We start from the raw sequence: 18,212 nt of genomic DNA, 5'->3' as shown, positions 1-18,212 counted from the left end.
CTAGAGCAGGTCGGCGCGCCCCTTGGCCTTCAGCGCCTCGACCGCCGCGCGCACCGCGGCCGGCGCGTCGCGGCGGGTGACCAGGACCACACCGTTCTCGACCACCACCACCACGTCCTCCACGCCGGCCAGGACCACGGCGGGGCCGTCCGTGCGGGCGAGGGATCCCCGCGTCTCAACGGCCGTCACCTCCCCGTCGAGGGCGTTTCCGTCGGCGTCGCGGGGCGACAGCGTCCAGAGGGCGTCCCAGTTTCCCACGTCGGCCCAGCCGATGTCGGCGGCCACCACGCCCGCGCGGTCGGTCTTCTCCATCACCGCCACGTCGATGGCGATGCTGGGCGCCGACAGGAAGGCCTCGCCCAGGGTGATCAGATCCCCGGCCCGCGCGGCGTTCGCCACCGCGGCCTCGGCGGCGGCGGCCACGTCCGGCGCCAGGACGCGGGCGATCTCGAGGAAGGCGCCCGCCTTGAACAGGAACATGCCGCCGTTCCAGGAATAGTCGGGGTCGGCCACGAAGCGCCGGGCGGTGGCGAGGTCGGGTTTCTCGACGAACTGGGCGACCTTGCGGACCGGACCGGGGCCATCGGCGCGGATGTAGCCGTAAATGGTGGCCGGACCGGTGGGCGTCAGCCCGAACAGCACGATCTGGCCAGCTTCCGCCGCCGCGCGCCCAGCCTCGATGGCGGCGTGCAGGGCGGCGACGTCGGCCACCAGGTTGTCGGCGTGCAGCAGCACCATCAGGGCCTCGGGGTCGCGCTCGGCGCCGAAGGCGGCCACCGCGACGGAGGCCGGGGCCGTGTTGCGCGGCGCGGGCTCTGCGATCAGGGCCTGGGGCTTGACGCCGACCTCGGCGAGCTGGGCGCGGGCAAGGTCGGCATGGGCCGCGGCGCAAACCACGACGGGCGCCTCGAACAGCTCGCCCACGACCCGCAGGGCGGTGTCCTGGATCAGGCTGTGTTCGCCGCCGAGCCGGTGGAACTGTTTGGGCCGGGCCTGGCGCGACAGCGGCCACAGTCTCGTGCCCGCGCCGCCCGACATCAGGACGGGGATGATCTTGCGCGTCACTCAGGCGGCTCCGGCCGGCGGATCGTACTCGCTGACCAGATGACCGGGCGCGATCTCCTTCAGCTCCGGGATATAGACCTGGGCCAGGGGGTCGGCGCTGAGCCGCGAGGGCAGGAAGCGCAGGGCGCTGCGCGGATCGAGCGGGGAGGGCGGTTCGCCCACCAGCTTCACCCGGGCCCGGGCCCTTTCGCGGACCGGGTCGGGGATCGGCGCCGCCGAGAGCAGGGCCTTGGTGTAGGGGTGCTGCGGCGCCTCGTAGAGCCGCTGGCGGTCGGCCTGCTCCATCACCCGGCCCAGATAGAGCACCATGATCCGGTGGCTGATCTCGCGCACCACCGCCAGGTCATGGCTGATGAAGATCATCGCCAGGCCCATCTCCTTCTGCAGCTCGATCAGCAGGTCGATGATCTGGGCGCGGATGGAGACGTCCAGGGCCGAGACCGCCTCGTCGCAGATCACCAGCTTCGGCCGCAGGATCATGGCCCGGGCGATGCCGACCCGCTGGTTCTGGCCGCCGCTGAGTTCGTGCGGATAGCGGTTGATGAGCGCGGGCGAGAGGCCGGCGCGCAGCATCATCGCCTTCACCTCGGCCTCGCGCTCGGCGTGGTTCATCTTCGGCCGGAACACCTGCAGCGGCTCGGCGATGGAGTCGCCCACCGTCATCCGCGGATCGAGGCTGGCCAGCGGGTCCTGGAAGACGATCTGCAGGTCCTTGCGGGCCGCCCTCATGCTCTCGCGGTCGGCATGGGTGATGTCGCGGCCCATCAGGGTCACCGCCCCGGCGGTCGGCGGCAGCAGGTTCAGCACCGCGCGGCTCAGGGTCGACTTGCCGCAGCCGCTCTCGCCGACGACGCCCAGGGTCTCGCCCTGGCGCACCTGGAAGCTGACCCCATCGACCGCGCGCAGGGCAAGCTTGCCGCCGAACGCCCCCTGACGGACCGGGAACCAGACCTTGACGTCGTGACCCTCGACGATCACCGGGGCGTCCGGCGCCACGGGGGCCAGGGTCGGGCGACCGCCCCGGTCGGTGCGGTCCAGGCGCGGGATCGCGTCCAGCAGGGCGCGGGTGTAGTCGGACTTGGGCGCGCCAAAGATCTCCTCGGCCGAGCCCTCTTCCACATAGGCGCCGTCCTTCATCACGCAGACCCGGTCGGCGAGCCGGGCGATGACCCCCATGTCGTGGGTGATCAGCACCATGGCCGTCCCGGTCTCGCGGCCGAGCTCGGCCATCAGGTCCAGGATCTCGGCCTGGACGGTGACGTCCAGCGCGGTGGTCGGTTCGTCGGCGATCAGCAGGGCCGGGCCGCCGGCCATGGCCGCGGCGATCATCACCCGCTGGCGCATGCCGCCGGAAAGCTCGTGGGGATATTGCGACAGGCGCCGCGCCGCGTCGGGGATGCGGACCCGGCCGATCCAGTCCCGGGCGTGGGCCATGGCGTCCTTGGCGCTCATGCCCAGGTGCAGGCGCAGGGGTTCGGCGATCTGCTCGCCGATGCGCACATGCGGGGTGAGCGCCGTCAGCGGATCCTGGAAGATCATGGTCATCTTCGAGCCGCGGATCCTGTTGAGGGCTCCGGGCTTCAGGCCCAGGATCTCCTGGTCCAGGAACTTCACGGAGCCGCTCGCCCGGCCATTGGCGGCCAGCAGGCCCATGACCGCCATGAAGGTCTGGCTCTTGCCCGATCCGCTCTCGCCCACCACGCCCAGGGTCTCGCCGCGCTGGACGTTCAGGGAGACGCCGCGCACGGCGTTCACCAGCCCGTCGTGGGTGGTGAAGTCGACCTTCAGACTGTCGATGGAAAGGACGGGACCGGCCAAGGCGACCTCAAGCTCGAGAACTGCGAGGGCCGACCATAGCCTCGCGCCCGCCCATTGCGAAAGCGTAAGCCCCAAGGCGCGTCGGCCGCTGTATAGTGGTGCCCGTGAGCCTGCCCGACACCCAGACCCGCCCCGCCCTGTTCCTCGACCGCGACGGCGTGCTGAACGAAGACCCCGGCTATGTCCACCGCTGGGAGGACTTCCGTTGGATCCCCGGTGCGCGGGAGGCGGTCGCCGCCTTCAACCGCGCCGGATGGCTGGTGTTCGTGGTGACCAACCAGTCCGGCGTCGGACGCGGCTACTACGGCGAGGACGACGTCGTGACCCTGCACGCCAAGATGTCTGAGAGCCTGGCCGAGGCCGGCGCCCGCATCGACGCCTACTATTATTGCCCGCAGCATCCGGAGGCGACGGTCGAGGCCTATCGCCATCCCGACCCGCCCGACCGCAAGCCCAATCCCGGCATGATCCTGCGCGCCCTGCGCGAATGGCCCGTCGATGTGGCCCGCTCGATTATGGTGGGCGACAAGGACGCCGACGTGGAGGCCGCCCGGCGGGCGGGCATCCGCGGCCTGAAGTTCCCGAGCGACAACCTGATGGACTTCCTGAGGAAGGAACTGGTTCCCGCATGATCGAAGTCAAAGACGTCATCTACGACTACCCCTCGGCGCGGGCGCTGCACGGGGTGTCGTTCAAGGTCGAGGCCGGGGCGGTCCTGGCCATGGTCGGGCCCAACGGCGCGGGCAAGACCACCCTGCTGCGCTGCATGGCGGCGCTGGACAATCCCACCGAGGGGATCATCTCCATCACGGGGCTCGACACCCGCGACGACCCGCGCGGCGTCCACGGGGCGATCGGCTATCTGCCCGACTTCTTCGGCCTCTACGAGGACCTGTCGGTGCGGCAGGCCCTGACCTATGCCGCGCGCTCGCGCGGGGTCTCGGAAAGCGCCACTCCCGCCGCCGTCGAGGAGGCCGCCGCGCGCGTCCAGCTCACCGACCGGTTGGAGATGCGGGCGGGCGAACTGTCGCGCGGCCTGCGCCAGCGCCTGGCCATCGGCCAGACCATCGTCCACAAGCCCCGCGTCCTGCTGCTGGACGAGCCCGCCGCCGGCCTCGATCCCGAGGCGCGGCGCTCGCTCTCCGACCTGATCCTGCGCCTGGCGCGCGAGGGCATGACCATCGTGGTCTCCTCCCACATCCTGTCGGAGCTGGAGGACTATTCCACCCAAATGCTGATGATCCGCGACGGCAAGGTGTCCGGCGGGGGCGTCGTCGCAGCCGGGTCCGGCGTGCGTGACGGCGCCCGGATCAGCGTCACCTTCAACGGCCCACCCGCCGATCTCGCCGAACGTCTGGGCAAGCTCGACATCGCCCTGGAGCGCCGCGACGGCGACCAGGCCGTCCTGCTCGCCGCCGACGGCGAGGACGACGACGCCGTGCTGGCCAAGCTGATCGGCGCAGGGCTGAAGGTCTCGGCCTTCCAGCCCGCCCGCAAGACCCTGGAAGACGCTTACCTGGCCGAGGCCCGCCCGGAGATGCAGTCATGAACCCGGAATTCCAGCGCAATCTCTGGCTCGAGGCCGCGCCCCGCCGGGTGGCCTGGGCGGCTATCACCCTGGTGATGATCTACGGCGCGGCGATCATGGTCCTGCGCAACAATCCCTACGGCGCCCTGACCGGCCTGGCCGGCGTGGGCGCGGTGGTGTTCGTGGCCTGCGGCATGGTCTGGGGCGCACGGGCGGCGGGCAGTTCGATCCTCAATGAGATCGCCGACCGCACCTGGGACTTCCAACGCCTCTCGGCGCTCGATCCCTGGGCGATGACCTGGGGCAAGCTCGCGGGCGGAGCCAGCCTGGCCTGGATGTGCGCGCTCACCGGCCTGGTGCTGATGGCCGTGGCGGGATTGCAACGGGGCGACAGCGGCACGCTCTCGACCCTGACCTTCTTCGTGGCCCTGGCCGTGCTCCTGCAGGCGGTGTCCATGGCCGCGGCGCTGATCGGCGTACGCAAGGCCCGCGCCGAGGGCCGCACGGCCCGGGCCGGCGGGGTGTTGGGCGGACTGATCGTCGGCGGCGTCCTGCTGTCGTGGGTGGCGGGCTCGGCCGGCTTCCAACGCGGCGCGGGGCTGGAGGGCTTCAGCGCCATGCTGGGCGCCAAGGGCCTGATCGACTGGGGCGGGACCTACTGGCCCGCCGATGGCTTCCGCGCGGTCGCCGTCACCCTGTTCGCCGGCTGGGCGGTGATCGGGGCTTGGCGGCTGATGCGGCTGGAGCTGCAGATGCAGAACGCGCCGATCGTCTGGCCGGCCTTCCTGGTCTTCCTGGCGGTGTTCGCCGGCGGTTTCGTACTCCGGGACGGCGGCCTCGCCGGCGCACTCACCACCGGGGCCCTGGCCGTGGCGCTCAGCGCCTACGCCGCGGCCTTCGCCGAACCGGCCGACCGCGTGCGGATGCGTCAGTTCCGCCAGCACGTCCAGGCTCGCGACCTGGCCCGCGCCGCGCCGCTGGCGCCGGCCCCGCTCGCGCCGCTGATCCTCGCGACCCTGCTGGTGCTCCTGGCCTTCGCCGCCAGCGCGGGCGACTTCGTGGGTCCGGGCCTGGCCCAGGCCGGCGCCTTGATCGCCTTCCTGCTGCGCGACCTGGCCGTCATCGCCCTGTGCCGCCTGGGCGAGCGGCCGCAGCGCGGCGACTTCGCCGCGGTGGTGGCCCTGGCCGTGCTCTACGGCGTGGGTGGGATCGTCGGCTGGTCGGTGGACCGCGACACCGGCGCGGCCCTGTTCGCGCCGCTCGGCGCCGCGCCGCTGCTGAGCCTGGCCTCGGGTCTGGTGCAGGCGGCGATCGCCTGGGGGCTGGTGGCGCGCCGGCTGGGGCCTAGACCATTTTCCGCCGAAGTGGGCACCGGTTCGGCGAAGAAAATGGTCTAAATTCAAAGAGGCGTGAGCAGAATCCGATCCAATCAGATCGGATTTTGCTCTAGCGCCCCTCCATCCGCGCCAGCATCCGTTCCAGCGTCGTAAGCTCGTCGGCCTCCCCGGCCGGCTTGTCCCACCGGATGCGGCTGATGCGCGGGAAGCGCATGGCCACGCCCGACTTGTGCCGGGTCGAGCGCTGCAGCCCCTCGAAGGCCACCTCGAACACCAGGCCGAAATGGATGTCGGCCTTGACCGACCGCACCGGCCCGAACCGGTCGACGGTGTTGTCGCGGACGAACTTGTCGATCTGTTTCAGCTCCTCGTCGGTGAAGCCGAAATAGGCCTTGCCCACCGGAGTCAGCGCCCGCTTGCCGTCCGGCCCCTCCGTCCAGACCCCGAAGGTGTAGTCGGAATAGAAGCTGGAGCGTTTGCCGTGCCCGCGCTGGGCGTACATCAGCACCGCGTCGATCAGGAACGGGTCGCGCTTCCACTTGAACCACGGTCCCTTGGGCCGGCCGGCCTCGTAGATCGAGTCCCAGCGTTTGAGCATCAGACCCTCGGCGATCTGGGGATCGCCCGGCGGTGGCGCGCGGCGCAGGTCGGCGAGCTCGGCCCATGTCTCGAAGGGCTGCATGGGCGAGAGGTCGATCTGCGAGGTCTTCAGTCCGCCGACGAAGGCCTCCAGCCGCCTGCGACGCTCGGCGAAGGGCAGGACGCGGGTGTCCTCCTCGCCGTCGGCCAGCAGATCGTAGGCGCGGATCGCGGCGGGGAAGCTTTGCATCGTCTTCACGTCGACGGTCTTGCGGTTCAGCCGCTGCTGCAGGTCGCCGAAACTGGCGACCGCGCCGTCGCGCATCACCAGCAGTTCGCCGTCGATGGCGCCCTCGAACTCCAGGGCCTCGAGCACATCGGGGAAGGTCTTCGAAATGTCGTCGCCGTTGCGGGTGTAGAGCCGCCGCACCCCGGCCTCGTTCACCGCCTGGACCCGGATGCCGTCCCACTTCCATTCGGCGGCGTAGTCGGCGGGGTCGAGCTTGCCGAAGTCGACCGCCTCGTCGATGGCCTGGGCCAGCATCACCGGCCGGAAGCGCCCCGGGGCCACGGCCGAGGGCCGGTCCGAACGCCCCTCCAGCCAGGCGAACAGGTCCTCATAGGGCGGGTGCAGGGCGTGCCAGACCTCTTCGATCTCGGCGACCTCGACCTTGCCAAGGTCGGCCACGGCCTGCTTGGCCAGGCGCGAGGAGACGCCGACCCTCATGCCGCCGGTCATCAGCTTCAGCAGCGCCCAGCGGCCGGTGGTCTCCAGGCCGTCCAGCCAGGCCTCGATCAGCCGCTGGACCTCGGTCCGCGAGGCGCCCCGCAGGGCGTCGACCACCTCAGATAGCTCCGGCTCACGGTTGGCGCCCGGCCGCGCCGGCCAGACCAGGGCCACGGTCTCGGCGAGGTCGCCCACATAGTCGTAGGACCAGCGGAACAGGGTGGCGTCCATCCGCGCCTCCACCGCCTTGCGGATGAAGGCCGGCTTGGCGGCGTTGAAGGCGAGGTCACCGGTCAGCGCCGCCAGCGCCCAGCCCCGATCGGGGTCGGGCGTCTCGGCCAGGTAGTCGCGCACCAGGGTGAGCTTGGCGTTGCGCGACGCCGTCAGCGACAGTCGGTCCAGGAGCTCGGCGAAAGCGCGCATGGGCTGAGCTTAACGCGCCACGCCGAGCTTGGCCTCAACCCTCCCCGATCATGCCGCCTTCGCGGTTCGGCTCGCGTGGCGTGGGGGCGCCCTCGTCGATCATGCCGGTCTCGGCCGGGGGCGGCTTCTCGGTGGATTTCGGGCCGCCCTCGGCCTTGGGTTCGGGCGGCGGGACGGGCTTATTGCGGGGTTCGGTCATGGCGCGTCTCCTTCGCCGCCCCAACGCGGCGCGGGCCCCCGCGTTCCTAGTCCTCGGCCTCGTCGTCGTAGCCGACCAGGGCCAGGGCCCGGGCCTTGATCCCGTGCAGCTCGGCCCAGCGGGCCAGGGCCTCCTCCCGGCCGTGGGTGATCCAGAGCTCGCCCGGGCGGATCTCGTCCACCGTGGCGGTGAGCTCGTCCCAGTCAGCGTGGTCGGAGATCACCAGGGGCAGCTCGACGCCGCGCTGGCGCGCGCGGGCGCGGATCTGCATCCAGCCCGAGGCGAAGGCCGAGACCGGATCGGGGAAGCGCCGTGACCAGCGGTCGGCGAGCGCGGAGGGCGGGGCGATGATGATGGCGCCGGCGAAGGCCTGCTTGGTGTCCGAGGTGGCCGGCGCCAGCTGACCCAGCGGCACGCCGTGGGCCTCATAGAGCCGGTTCAGCCGCTCCAGGGCGCCATGCACATAGATGGTTTGATCCCATCCGGCCTCGCGCAGCAGGCGGATCACCCGCTGCGCCTTGCCGAGCGCATAGGCGCCGACCAGGTGGGCGCGCTCCGGGAACTGGGCGACCGAGCGCAGCAGGCGGGCGATCTCGAGCTTGTCGTCGGGATGGCGGAACACCGGCAGGCCGAAGGTGGCCTCGGAGATGAAGACGTCGCAGGGCACGGGCTCGAAGGCCGGGCAGGTCGGATCGCGCCGGCGCTTGTAGTCGCCGGAGACCACCATGGTCAGCCCCTTCCAGCGCACCACCGCCTGGGCCGAGCCCAGCACGTGGCCAGCCGGGACCAGGGTCACCTCGACCTCGTCGCGGACGATCTTCTCGCCATAGGCGGCGGCCTGGGTCTCATAGGCGAAGTCCTGACCATAGCGCTCGGCCATGATCGCCAGGGTCTCCGGCGTGGCCAGCACCCGCTCGTGACCCGCCCGCGCATGATCGGCGTGGCCATGGGTGATCACCGCGCGCGCGACTGGCCGGACGGGGTCGATGTAGAAATCGCCGGGCGCGCAATAGAGCCCCTCGGGCCGGGGGCAGAGCAGGGCTTCGGGCTTGATCATGCCTGGGGATATGGGCCTGGACCTGACTTAAGGAACATTACACAGTATTCATATTGTGAAAAAGGCGTCATGACCAAGACTTAACGAGTATTCGCGAGAGAAGTTTCATATACCCCTCTCATCGGGTTGCGGATGTCGCGGCCCACCAGAAAAGAGGGACACCACCATGCACAAGAGCTTCGCCTTCAACGGCCTCGCCAACCTCGTCCTCGCCGCCACCCCGCTGCTGGCCGTCGTGCTCGCCGTCTACACCCAAGCCTTCACCGCCGTCTGAGGTGGAGGCCTTGACCTTCCGTCACGTTGACCGATAGGCGGAGGCGCCTCACACCTGGGGAATGACCACATTCCCAGAGGCCCTTCGCGAGTTGGCTAGGAACATGGTGCAATCCGTGCCCCAGGCCTCCGCCCTCGGCTTCGAACTTGTAACCGTCGAGCCCGGACATGGCTCCATCTTCACCCCCTGGCGCGAAGACCTGGTCGGCGATCCCGACACCGGGGTCATCGCCGGAGGGGTGGTCACCGCCCTCCTCGACCACTGCTGCGGACTGGCGATAACCTCGTCCATGATGGGCAAGGTCACCGCCTTCTCCACCGCCACCCTGGACCTGCGCATCGACTATATGCGCCCCGCCGCGCCGCGCGCCGGCGTCACCGCCCAGGCCCATTGCTACAAGATCACCCGCTCCATCGCCTTCGTCCGCGCCCAGGCCTTCGACACCGACCCGGCCGACCCGATCGCCACGGCCCAGGCGGCCTTCGTGCTGAAGCGGCCTGAAGAACCGGCAAAGCCGTGAGCGATCCCGCCGAACGCCTGCAGGCCTTCCTCGCCCGCGTGCCCTATGTGCGCTTCCTCGGCATGCGCGCCGAGCTGGCCGGCGACGAGATGACCGCCATCCTGCCCTTCGCCCCGCACCTGATCGGCAACACGTTTATGCCCGCCCTGCACGGCGGGGTGATCGGCGCCTTCATGGAGATGGCGGCCCTGTCGCAGCTCTCGCTGACCGCCCAGAGCCCGCGGGTGCACAAGACGATTGACGTGACCATCGAGTACCTGCGCCCGGGCAAGGCCCAGACCACCTACGCCCGCGCCGACGTGCGCAAGATCGGCCGCCAGATCGCCAATGTGCATGTGGAGGCCTGGCAGGAAGCCCGCGCCAAGCCCATCGCCGCCCTGCGCGGCCATTTCCTGCTGGCGGGCGACACCTAATCCGCTAGGCCGCCGCCTGCGCGTTCTCGCGCTTGTTCATCGTCGCCTCCGCGGCCATGGCGATGTCGAGGATGGCGATGGCGGCGACGGTGACCAGGGCGGCGATCGCGTACTTCCGGCGCGGATTGCTGCGGTCCATGGCGCGGGCCAGGGCGGTGATGTCCATGACATCGCCGCCGACCCGCATCCAGAACCAGGGGCCGGGCTTGACCGGCGACAGCAGGCCTGCGCCCGACGCGATCTCCCGGGCCCCGAAGGCGCTCATCGCCCCGTCCTCGAACTTCAGCCCGAAGAACCGCGACACCCGCTCGGGCGAGGCGACGGCGATCACGCCCAGCCCGATGGAAAGCAGCCCCAGCGCGCGTTTGGCGATCAGCAGGTTCATGGCGGCGTCCTCTCCAGCTCGGAGCCCAGTTCGGAGAGAATGACGCCCAAGGTGGCGGTTGGGTTCCGGCCTAGAGCCCCAGCGCCTTCTTCTCGGCGGCGATCTTCGCGAGCTCGGCCTGCGCCGCCGCCGTGGCCGGGGCGTCGCCCTTGCGTTTGGCGAGGATGAGCTGGCCGGCGGCCTCCATCTCGCGCACCGGCAGCAGGTGGCTGTCGTCGGCGCGGACGAAGGGCTTGGTCTGGATGCGTTCGAGGATCTTGCGCTGGCGCACGGCCTCCGGGCCTTCGCCGACCCCGTAGCTGAACATGAAGGCGTCGATCTTGGCCTTGAGCGCCGGGTCCAGGTCCTTGCGGCGGACCATCGGATCCTCCGGAATTGTCGGCGAGGTCCAGATCACCTCGACGTTCTTGAGCGTGTTGCGGGCCATATCAGTCTCGATCATGCCCATCCGCTCCATGGAGGCGGTGTTGTTGGTGGCCGCGTCCAGCAGGCCTTGGGCCACCGAGAACAGGTTGGCCTCATGGTTGGCCGAGCGCAGGGTCTTGAAGCAGGCGTTGGGATCGACCCCGCGCGGCGAGAACAGGTAGGTCATGGGCGCCAGCGTGCCGGAGGTCGACTTGGCGTCGCCCATGCCGAAGTCCAGGCTCTTGTCGCAGGCCAGCAGCTTCTCCAGCGTGATCCCCGACCCCTTCTTGACGATGATCACCGCCTGGTAGCCGTCGGGCCCGTTGGGCTTCACCGTGCGAGCGAAGACCTCGCCATTGGCGCGGCGCACCGCCTCCAGCCCCGACTGGTTGGTGAACCAGCCCATATCGGTCTGCCGGAAGCGCATGGCCTCGATCAACGAGGTGTAGTTGGTCCCGAAGAACGGCTTCACCGGAATGCCGATCTGCTTTTCCATCTCGGCCAGGAAAGGACCCCAGTCGGCCATCATGGTCTGGCGGCCCTCGGTCGACATGATCGAGAAGTTGAGCACGGTCGGCGCGGCGGGCTTCTTCTCCGCCGGTTCGGCGCAGGCGGCGAGCGCCAGGGGAAGGGCCAGAACCGTGCGCCGTGCGATCATTCGTCGTCCCCATATGCGGCCAAGGCGCTAGTTTCGGCGGCGTCCGTGACAGGCTCGCGACGGAGATGAGCCGAAAAGTCCGCTTGAGGCGAGGGGCTTAGGGCGCTACGGCCCGCCCATGTCCGTGACCAACACCCTGCAAGGCCTCTCCCAGCAAGCCCGCGACGCTAAGAGCTGGCCCTTCGAACAGGCCCGCCTGCTGCTCGACCGCATCCTGCGCCTGCGCCTGACCGACGGCGAGCGCGACCTGGCCGCCAGCCTGATCGGCGAGGGCAAGGCCGCGCAGGCCGTCGCGACATTCCCGGCCCTGCTGAAGCCGGTGGTGTTCGAAACCGGTTATGGTCCCTCCGGCCTGCCGCACCTGGGCACCTTCGGCGAGGTGGCCCGCACCACCATGGTCCGCGTCGCCTTCCGAGGTCTGACCGACGATGCCATCCCCACCCGGCTGATCGCCTTCAGCGACGACATGGACGGCCTGCGCAAAATCCCGCCGAACCTGCCCAACGCCGACCTGCTGGCCGAGGACCTGGACAAGCCGCTGACCGTGGTCCGCGACCCCTACGGCACGCATGAGAGCTTCGGGGCGCACAACAACGCGCGGCTGCGGGCCTTCCTCGACGGCTTCGGCTTCGACTACGAGTTCGCCTCGGCCACCGACTGCTATCGTGACGGCCGGTTCGACGCGACCCTGCTGATCGCCCTGGAGCGCTTCGACGCCATCCAGAAGATCATGCTGCCGTCGCTGGGCGAGGAGCGGCGGGCGACCTATTCGCCCTTCATCCCGATCAGCCCCAAGACCGGGCGGGTGCTCTATGTGCCGACCCTCGAGCGACACCTGGACCGCGGGACCATCGTGTTCCGCGACGAGGACGGAAGCCTGGCCGAGGTCCCGGTGACCGGCGGCCACGTGAAGCTGCAATGGCGGCCGGACTGGGCCCTGCGCTGGACCGCGCTTGAGGTCGATTATGAGATGTCCGGCAAGGACCTGATCGACAGTGTCCGGCTGTCGAACCAGGTCTGCAAGGTGCTGGGCGGGACCCCGCCGGCCGGGTTCCACTACGAGCTCTTCATGGACGAGAACAACCAGAAGATCTCCAAGACCAAGGGCAATGGCCTGACCATGGAGGAGTGGCTGCGCTACGGCGCGCCCGAGAGCCTGGCCTATTACAACTACCAGTCGCCCAAGTCGGCCAAGCGGCTCTATTTCGACGTCATCCCCAAGGCGACCGACGAATATCTCCAGCAGCTGGACGCCTATAACCGCGCCCGGGCGGAGGGCGCCAACGGCCCTGCCATCGACAATCCGGCCTGGCACGTACACGGCGGCCAGCCGCCGGAAAAGGGCTCGCCGGTCAGCTTCTCCCTGCTCCTGAACCTGGTCTCGGCCGCGGACGCCTCGACCAAGGAGATCCTCTGGGGCTTCATCCGCAACTACATCCCCGGCGCCACGCCGCAGAGCGAGCCCCTGCTCGACCGGCTCTCCGACTTCGCGATCAACTACTACGAGGACTTCGTGAAGCCCTCGAAGCGGTTCCGTGAACCGGACGCCAAGGAGCGCGCCGCCATGGCCGACCTGGTCGCCCGCTTCAAGGCCCTGCCGGCCGGCGCCGACGCCGAGGCCATTCAGAACGAGGTGTTCGAGGCCGGCAAGGTCGCGGGCTTCGAGCCGCTGCGCGGCTGGTTCCAGGCGCTCTACGAGGTGCTGCTGGGCCAGAGCCAGGGACCACGCTTCGGCTCCTTCGCGGCCATCTTCGGCCTCGACCGCACCGTCGCCCTCATCGAGCGGGCCCTGGCCGGCGAGCTGGTGAGCTAGGGGTTCGCGAGCGGTCCGTGGTACGGGTCGCCATCAGCGGAGCCGACCCGATGCGACTGTTGCTCAACCTACTCTGGTTCATCCTCGGCGGCTGGATCTCCGGCACCCTGTGGCTGATCGCCGGGGCGATCCTGGCGATCACCATCATCGGCCTGCCGTGGACCCCGGCGGCCTTCCGCATCGCCGGCTTCAGCTATTGGCCGTTCGGCAAAACCATCGTCGACCGCGACACGGGCGCCGCCAGCTTGCTCCTGAACATCCTCTGGTTCGTCCTGGCCGGCTGGTGGCTGGCGCTGCACCACATCATCCTGGCCGCGGGATTGGCGGTGACCATCATCGGCATCCCCTTCGCCTGGCAGCACGTGAAGCTCGCCATTCTGTCTCTGACCCCCGTTGGCAAGGGCGTCGTCGAGACTTGACCGGCCGGCGCTCACGCTCAGGTTACCAACGATCACCTTGACGTAAACGGAAGCGTGCTTTTACACTGTCAGGAATAGAAACTTAAGCGTCCAGGGAGGACGCCCATGCCCGCAGACCTTCGCCGGCCGAACCGCACCTTCTCCATCCGCCAGCTCTGCCTGGAATTCAAATGCACGCCGCGCGCCCTGCGCTTCTATGAGGACAAGGGGCTGCTCGCCCCGGCCCGCGACGGCATGAACCGGGTCTATTCCTACAAGGATCGCGCGCGACTGCAGCTGATCCTGCGCGGCAAGCGCGTGGGCCTGGCCCTGGCCGAGATCGGCGAGATTCTCGACCTCTACGAACTGGACGACGGCGGGGCGGCCCAGAACGCCAAGTCGCTGACCAAGTTCCGCGAGCGGATCGTGGCGCTGGAGGCCCAGCGCCACGACATCGACCAGGCCATCAGCCAACTCCGCGCCGGTTGCGACGCCCTGGAGGCCCACCTGGCCGCCACGCGGCCCGACCTGCTGCCGCGCGCCGCCGACTACGACCAGGTGCTGCGCGAACGCCTGGGCGACTTGGAACACGCCAAGTAGACGAACAGGCCAAATAGGCTTCGGCGGCGTCGCGCCTCGCGCTATCTGAAGGGCTCGCGGCGCGCTGCGAGCCCTTCTTCGTCCCAATCGGAGCGGACATGCCCTACCAGCCCCCCGTACGCGATCACGTGTTCCTGCTCCGCGACGTCCTGCAGATCGCGAACTACGCCAACCTGCCGGGCTTCCAGGACGCCGCCATCGACGTGGTCGAGCAGATCATCGAGGAGGCCGGCCGCTTCACGGGCGAGGTGCTGGCCCCGCTCAACGCCATCGGCGACAAGCAGGGCTGCACCTGGAACCCCGACCACACGGTCACCACCCCCGCGGGCTTCAAGGACGCCTACGCCAAGCTGGTGGAAGGCGGCTGGCCCGCGCTCGGCGCCGAGCCCGCCTATGGCGGCCAGGGCCTGCCCCATGTGGTGAACCTGTCGTTCTCCGAGATGAGCTCCTCGGCCAACATGGCCTTCTCCATGTATCCGGGCCTGACCCACGGGGCCTATTCGGCGATCCTCAACGGCGGTTCGGACGCCCAGAAGGACCTCTACCTGCCCAAGCTCGCCTCGGGCCAATGGGGCGGGACCATGAACCTGACCGAGCCCCACTGCGGCACGGACCTCGGCCTGCTGCGCACCAAGGCGGTCCCGCAGGCCGACGGCAGCTACAGGATCTCGGGCGGAAAGATCTGGATCTCGGGCGGCGAGCATGACATGGCCGAGAACATCGTCCATCTCGTCCTGGCCCGCATCGAAGGCGCCCCGCAGGGGACCCGGGGCATCAGCCTGTTCATCGTGCCGAAGTTCATTCCGGACGCGGAGGGCAAGCCAGGCCAGCGCAACAGCGTCTATTGCGACGGCCTGGAAGAGAAGATGGGCATCCACGGCAACGCCACCTGCGTGATCCGCCACGAGGAGTCGACCGGCTGGCTGGTGGGCACGGAGAACCAGGGCCTGCGGCTGATGTTCGTGATGATGAACGAGGCCCGCATCGGGGTCGGCATGCAGGGCGTGGCCCAGGCCGAGGCCGCCTACCAGGCCGCCGCCAGCTTCGCCAAGGAACGCCTCCAGGGCCGCTCCCTGACCGGCCCGAAGAACCCCGACGGCCCCGCCGATCCGATCATCGTCCATCCCGACGTGCGGCGGATGCTGATGGACTCGCGCGCCATCATCGAGGGCGGCCGGGCCTTCCTGTTCTGGACCGCCCTGCACGGCGACCTGGCCCACGCGCACCCCGATGAGGCGGTGCGCCAGCGGGCGGGCGACTACATGGCGCTGATGACCCCGGTGGTGAAGGGCTACCTCACCGACAAGGGCCTCGATATCTGTTCCGACGCCGTGCAGATCCACGGCGGCTCGGGCTACACCGAGCACTTCCCGGTCAGCCAGTACATGCGCGACGTCCGCATCGCCCTGATCTACGAGGGCGCCAACGGGGTCCAGGCGCTCGACCTGGTGGGCCGCAAGCTGGCGGCCGACGGCGGCCGGGCGGTGATGAGCTTCTTCGCCGAGATCGACGCCTTCGTGGAGGCCAATGGCGACGACGAGGCCCTCAAGCCCTTCATCGCCGGCCTCGCCGAGGCCAAGGCCAAGCTGCAGGACGCCACCATGTGGTTGATGCAGAACGGCCTGATGAACCCCGACAACGCCGGCGCGGCCTCAACCGACTACATGCACCTCTTCGGCCTGACCGCACTTTCCTACATGTGGGCCCTGATCGCCAAGGCGGCGAACGCCAAGGTCGCAGCTGGCGACAGCGACCCGTTCTATTCGAACAAGCTGGTGGTCGGCCGCTACTTCGTCCAGCGCATCCTGCCCGAGGCCGACAGCCACCTGACCAAGCTGAAGACCGGCTCGGAGCTGATGATGGCCCTGCCGGCGGAGGCGTTCTGATGGCGACCTACACGGCCGATATCGAGTGGACGCTCAAGGAGGGCGAGGATTTCGCCAAGGGCCGCTACAGCCGCGGCCATACCTTAAGCTTCGACGGCGGGACCGTGGTCCCCGCCTCGGCCTCGCCGCACGTGGTGGGCAGGTGGGCGGTGGAGGCGGCGGTCGATCCGGAGGAGATGTTCATCGCCGCCCTCTCCAACTGCCATATGCTGACCTTCCTGCATAAGGCGCGGCTGGCGGGGTTCGTGGCGACCGCCTATCGCGACCACGCCTCCGGGATCATGGAGGAGATCGCCCCCGGTCGAATGGCGGTGACCAAGGTGACGCTGAACCCACAGATCGTGTGGGAGGGCGCGGCGCCCGACGCCGCGGCCTTGGCCCACCTGCATCACGAGGCCCACGAGGAATGCTTTATCGCCAATTCGGTGAACACCGAGGTGACGGTGGTCTAGCCCGGCCCGGCCAGGAGGTTCTCGATGACGTCGACCAAGCCGCATGACGGCGCCTGCGCCTGTGGCGGACTGCGGATCAGCCTGACCGGCCCGCCCGCCCTGGTCTCCTCCTGCCACTGCCTGGCCTGCCAGAGGCGGACCGGCGCCCTGTTCGGGTCCAGCGCCTTCTTCCCACGCGACCAGATCGTCTCGATCGCCGGCGACGAGCGCACGTTCCAGCGCCAGGGCGACAGCGGCGGCACGCTCACCTTCCACTTCTGCCCGACCTGCGGCTCGACCGTGTACTGGGACAATCCGCAGGTCCCCCATCTGGTCTGCGTCGCTGTCGGGGCCTTTGCCGACCCGTCGTTCCAGGCGCCGGCCCGCACCATCTGGACCGAGACGAAGCACGGCTGGCTCGACTTTCCCGCCGACACGCCGAGCTATCCCCGCGCCGCCGGCTGAGATCAGGCCAGCAGGGCCGCCAGCCGGTCGCGCAGCGCCGCCCCATCCTTCAGATCGCACTCCCAGATCGTCTCGACGCGCCAACCCTTGGCGGCCAGGGCCTCGGACGCGGCCACGTCGCGGGCCCGGTTGCCCGCCACCTTGCCGACCCAATAATCGCGGTTGGCCTTGGGCACTCGGGCGCCGCGCGCGCAGTCATGGCCGTGCCAGAAGCAACCGTGGACGAAGATCGCCAGCCTGCGGCCCGGCATGACGAGGTCCGGCGACCCCGGCAGATCCTTGCGGTTCAGGCGATAGCGCGCGCCGAGCGCGGTCAGCGCCTTGCGGACCTTGAGCTCGGGCGTGGTGCCCTTGCCCTTGACCCGGGCCATCACCGCCGAACGCTTCTGCGGCGAGTAGACGTCGGTCATCGGCCTAGAACCATCCCGCCGACTTGAGGACGGGCGCATGGCTGCGGCTGACCGGCACGCTGAGGCCGCCGGCCATGCGCGCCTCGCCCGCACCGCGGCGCCAGCGCACGGCCTCGATGGCGTCGGCGGCCACCCACCACGAGCGGTGGACCTGGAAGCCGTGGGCGCCCGCCAGCTCGGCCAAGGCGTCGGCGAAGCGCAGGGTGACCAGGTCCGGCCCGGCGTCGGTATGGACGCGGAGATAGTGGTCGTGGGCCTCGATGGCGATCAGCCGGGCCGCGCGGCGGCGCGCCGACAGCCTGCGCCGGAAGGCGGCCTCCGCCTCTGGCAGCGGCGGGGCGACGACGACCCGGGTCTCGACCACGGTGCGCGGCCGCCGCCAGACCAGGGCGCGCACCGACATCACCAGGGCGCTGATCACCAGCACCTGCCAAAGCAGGTCCCGCAGGTGCCAGGCCTCGAAGGGCGTGCCGTACATCTGGCCCGGGACCACGAGCACGTAGAGGGCGACGAGGGGGGTCATCAGCAGGCTGACCGCGGCGACCCGGCGCCAGAACGCGCCCAGGCGCAGGCCGACGATCTCGTCGATCGCGACGCCGATCACCCCGCCGCCGACGATGCAGGCCGTCCAGTAGGAATAGCGCGTGGCGCTCGGCATGGCGTCGCTGCCGAACGGTCCCACCGCGCCCATGAACAGGCCGAGCGCGACGAGCAGTGCGACGTCGGAAGCGACGCGCCGCCAGGGCGCCGGTTGGGCCAGGGGCTTCATGGTCAGGCGATCTGTTCCATTCACGCAGATTTGGCGCCGTTCGCGGACCTCG

The 18,212-nt window shown here is 69.7% G+C and carries 20 protein-coding genes; 11 read left to right on the top strand and 9 right to left on the bottom strand.

Translation table 11 applies throughout. The features are described 5' to 3' along the window. Both Q8Q77_RS04595 and Q8Q77_RS04590 read right to left on the bottom strand, forming a co-directional pair. Positions 1-1,065, bottom strand: a complete 1,065-nt coding sequence (locus Q8Q77_RS04595) for a mannose-1-phosphate guanylyltransferase (protein WP_305581635.1) — start codon at positions 1,063-1,065, stop codon at positions 1-3. Then, positions 1,066-2,883: a dipeptide ABC transporter ATP-binding protein gene (locus Q8Q77_RS04590; protein WP_305581633.1), complete on the bottom strand. Its 1,818-nt coding sequence runs from the start codon at positions 2,881-2,883 to the stop codon at positions 1,066-1,068. A 104-nt stretch (positions 2,884-2,987) separates the two neighbouring features. Between Q8Q77_RS04590 and Q8Q77_RS04585 the strand changes: the two genes are divergently transcribed. Genes Q8Q77_RS04585 through Q8Q77_RS04575 form a run of 3 tightly spaced genes read left to right on the top strand, consistent with a single transcriptional unit; the run spans position 2,988 to position 5,808 of the window. Continuing rightward, positions 2,988-3,515: an HAD family hydrolase gene (locus Q8Q77_RS04585; protein WP_305581631.1), complete on the top strand. Its 528-nt coding sequence runs from the start codon at positions 2,988-2,990 to the stop codon at positions 3,513-3,515. Next, positions 3,512-4,432 carry an ABC transporter ATP-binding protein gene (locus Q8Q77_RS04580; RefSeq protein ID WP_305581629.1) on the top strand — a complete coding sequence of 307 codons (921 nt, stop codon included), beginning with the start codon at positions 3,512-3,514 and terminating at the stop codon, positions 4,430-4,432. Before Q8Q77_RS04585 ends, Q8Q77_RS04580 begins: the two co-directional genes overlap by 4 nt. After that, a complete protein-coding gene (locus tag Q8Q77_RS04575; protein WP_305581627.1) occupies positions 4,429-5,808 on the top strand; it encodes a hypothetical protein in 1,380 nt (459 codons plus the stop codon). Before Q8Q77_RS04580 ends, Q8Q77_RS04575 begins: the two co-directional genes overlap by 4 nt. Positions 5,809-5,857: 49 nt before the next feature. Here the strand turns inward: Q8Q77_RS04575 and Q8Q77_RS04570 are convergent, their stop codons facing one another. From Q8Q77_RS04570 to Q8Q77_RS04560, 3 genes are read right to left on the bottom strand one after another with little or no spacing between them, the layout of a single operon-like run. After that, positions 5,858-7,477 (bottom strand): cisplatin damage response ATP-dependent DNA ligase, encoded by a 1,620-nt coding sequence (locus Q8Q77_RS04570; protein ID WP_305581625.1) that lies wholly within the window; start codon positions 7,475-7,477, stop codon positions 5,858-5,860. Positions 7,478-7,511: 34 nt separating this feature from the next. After that, the gene (locus Q8Q77_RS04565) at positions 7,512-7,676 is read right to left on the bottom strand and encodes a hypothetical protein (RefSeq protein WP_305581623.1); all 165 of its coding nucleotides are present in this window, start codon (positions 7,674-7,676) and stop codon (positions 7,512-7,514) included. 46 nt (positions 7,677-7,722) lie between these two features. Further along, positions 7,723-8,733, bottom strand: coding sequence for a ligase-associated DNA damage response exonuclease (locus Q8Q77_RS04560; protein WP_305581621.1), 1,011 nt, complete (start codon positions 8,731-8,733; stop codon positions 7,723-7,725). 335 nt (positions 8,734-9,068) lie between these two features. Here Q8Q77_RS04560 and Q8Q77_RS04555 point away from each other — a divergent pair, with 335 nt between their 5' ends. Beyond that, positions 9,069-9,527 carry a PaaI family thioesterase gene (locus Q8Q77_RS04555; protein ID WP_305581619.1) on the top strand — a complete coding sequence of 153 codons (459 nt, stop codon included), beginning with the start codon at positions 9,069-9,071 and terminating at the stop codon, positions 9,525-9,527. Next, positions 9,524-9,940, top strand: coding sequence for a PaaI family thioesterase (locus Q8Q77_RS04550; protein ID WP_305581617.1), 417 nt, complete (start codon positions 9,524-9,526; stop codon positions 9,938-9,940). Before Q8Q77_RS04555 ends, Q8Q77_RS04550 begins: the two co-directional genes overlap by 4 nt. Positions 9,941-9,944: 4 nt before the next feature. On the opposite strand, the gene Q8Q77_RS04545 is transcribed toward Q8Q77_RS04550, so the two are convergent. After that, positions 9,945-10,325: a hypothetical protein gene (locus Q8Q77_RS04545; RefSeq protein ID WP_305581615.1), complete on the bottom strand. Its 381-nt coding sequence runs from the start codon at positions 10,323-10,325 to the stop codon at positions 9,945-9,947. A gap of 70 nt (positions 10,326-10,395) precedes the next feature. Continuing rightward, complete coding sequence (gene phnD, locus Q8Q77_RS04540; RefSeq protein WP_305581613.1) at positions 10,396-11,388, bottom strand: phosphate/phosphite/phosphonate ABC transporter substrate-binding protein; 993 nt, start codon at positions 11,386-11,388, stop codon at positions 10,396-10,398. 118 nt (positions 11,389-11,506) lie between these two features. Here phnD and Q8Q77_RS04535 point away from each other — a divergent pair, with 118 nt between their 5' ends. From Q8Q77_RS04535 to Q8Q77_RS04510, 6 genes are all read left to right on the top strand, one after another. Then, on the top strand, positions 11,507-13,201 hold the full coding sequence (locus tag Q8Q77_RS04535) for a lysine--tRNA ligase (protein ID WP_305581611.1): 1,695 nt from the start codon (positions 11,507-11,509) through the stop codon (positions 13,199-13,201). Positions 13,202-13,251: 50 nt separating this feature from the next. Next, positions 13,252-13,620, top strand: a complete 369-nt coding sequence (locus Q8Q77_RS04530; protein WP_305581609.1) for a YccF domain-containing protein — start codon at positions 13,252-13,254, stop codon at positions 13,618-13,620. Between the two features lie 105 nt (positions 13,621-13,725). After that, entirely contained in the window at positions 13,726-14,199 is a 474-nt protein-coding gene (locus tag Q8Q77_RS04525) for a MerR family DNA-binding transcriptional regulator (RefSeq protein ID WP_305581608.1), read from the top strand. A 98-nt stretch (positions 14,200-14,297) separates the two neighbouring features. Next, positions 14,298-16,085 (top strand): acyl-CoA dehydrogenase C-terminal domain-containing protein, encoded by a 1,788-nt coding sequence (locus Q8Q77_RS04520; RefSeq protein WP_305581606.1) that lies wholly within the window; start codon positions 14,298-14,300, stop codon positions 16,083-16,085. Further along, complete coding sequence (locus tag Q8Q77_RS04515) at positions 16,085-16,537, top strand: OsmC family protein (protein ID WP_305581604.1); 453 nt, start codon at positions 16,085-16,087, stop codon at positions 16,535-16,537. Before Q8Q77_RS04520 ends, Q8Q77_RS04515 begins: the two co-directional genes overlap by 1 nt. Positions 16,538-16,561: 24 nt before the next feature. Beyond that, on the top strand, positions 16,562-16,981 hold the full coding sequence (locus tag Q8Q77_RS04510) for a GFA family protein (RefSeq protein WP_305581602.1): 420 nt from the start codon (positions 16,562-16,564) through the stop codon (positions 16,979-16,981). A 2-nt stretch (positions 16,982-16,983) separates the two neighbouring features. On the opposite strand, the gene Q8Q77_RS04505 is transcribed toward Q8Q77_RS04510, so the two are convergent. Next, complete coding sequence (locus tag Q8Q77_RS04505) at positions 16,984-17,391, bottom strand: very short patch repair endonuclease (RefSeq protein WP_305581600.1); 408 nt, start codon at positions 17,389-17,391, stop codon at positions 16,984-16,986. A 4-nt stretch (positions 17,392-17,395) separates the two neighbouring features. After that, positions 17,396-18,160, bottom strand: a complete 765-nt coding sequence (locus Q8Q77_RS04500) for a LytTR family DNA-binding domain-containing protein (RefSeq protein ID WP_305581598.1) — start codon at positions 18,158-18,160, stop codon at positions 17,396-17,398. Between the last annotated feature and the right edge of the window lie 52 nt (positions 18,161-18,212).

Origin of the sequence: Phenylobacterium sp. (genome assembly GCF_030698145.1) — a bacterium.
Taxonomy (GTDB): Bacteria; Pseudomonadota; Alphaproteobacteria; order Caulobacterales; family Caulobacteraceae; genus Phenylobacterium.
The sequence above is the reverse complement of the archived record's forward strand: the minus strand, read 5'-3'. Positions and strand labels throughout refer to the sequence as shown.

What these genes read in the sequence shown, in the direction of transcription:
- Q8Q77_RS04580 (WP_305581629.1), top strand. Translation starts at nt 3,512, where the DNA reads ATGATCGAAGTCAAAGACGTCATCTACGACTACCCCTCGGCGCGGGCG.
- Q8Q77_RS04530 (WP_305581609.1), top strand. Translation starts at nt 13,252, where the DNA reads ATGCGACTGTTGCTCAACCTACTCTGGTTCATCCTCGGCGGCTGGATC.
- Q8Q77_RS04545 (WP_305581615.1), bottom strand. Translation starts at nt 10,325, where the DNA reads ATGAACCTGCTGATCGCCAAACGCGCGCTGGGGCTGCTTTCCATCGGG.
- phnD (WP_305581613.1), bottom strand. Translation starts at nt 11,388, where the DNA reads ATGATCGCACGGCGCACGGTTCTGGCCCTTCCCCTGGCGCTCGCCGCC.
- Q8Q77_RS04575 (WP_305581627.1), top strand. Translation starts at nt 4,429, where the DNA reads ATGAACCCGGAATTCCAGCGCAATCTCTGGCTCGAGGCCGCGCCCCGC.
- Q8Q77_RS04560 (WP_305581621.1), bottom strand. Translation starts at nt 8,733, where the DNA reads ATGATCAAGCCCGAAGCCCTGCTCTGCCCCCGGCCCGAGGGGCTCTAT.
- Q8Q77_RS04570 (WP_305581625.1), bottom strand. Translation starts at nt 7,477, where the DNA reads ATGCGCGCTTTCGCCGAGCTCCTGGACCGACTGTCGCTGACGGCGTCG.
- Q8Q77_RS04500 (WP_305581598.1), bottom strand. Translation starts at nt 18,160, where the DNA reads ATGAAGCCCCTGGCCCAACCGGCGCCCTGGCGGCGCGTCGCTTCCGAC.
- Q8Q77_RS04525 (WP_305581608.1), top strand. Translation starts at nt 13,726, where the DNA reads ATGCCCGCAGACCTTCGCCGGCCGAACCGCACCTTCTCCATCCGCCAG.
- Q8Q77_RS04535 (WP_305581611.1), top strand. Translation starts at nt 11,507, where the DNA reads ATGTCCGTGACCAACACCCTGCAAGGCCTCTCCCAGCAAGCCCGCGAC.
- Q8Q77_RS04555 (WP_305581619.1), top strand. Translation starts at nt 9,069, where the DNA reads ATGACCACATTCCCAGAGGCCCTTCGCGAGTTGGCTAGGAACATGGTG.
- Q8Q77_RS04510 (WP_305581602.1), top strand. Translation starts at nt 16,562, where the DNA reads ATGACGTCGACCAAGCCGCATGACGGCGCCTGCGCCTGTGGCGGACTG.
- Q8Q77_RS04565 (WP_305581623.1), bottom strand. Translation starts at nt 7,676, where the DNA reads ATGACCGAACCCCGCAATAAGCCCGTCCCGCCGCCCGAACCCAAGGCC.
- Q8Q77_RS04515 (WP_305581604.1), top strand. Translation starts at nt 16,085, where the DNA reads ATGGCGACCTACACGGCCGATATCGAGTGGACGCTCAAGGAGGGCGAG.
- Q8Q77_RS04520 (WP_305581606.1), top strand. Translation starts at nt 14,298, where the DNA reads ATGCCCTACCAGCCCCCCGTACGCGATCACGTGTTCCTGCTCCGCGAC.
- Q8Q77_RS04505 (WP_305581600.1), bottom strand. Translation starts at nt 17,391, where the DNA reads ATGACCGACGTCTACTCGCCGCAGAAGCGTTCGGCGGTGATGGCCCGG.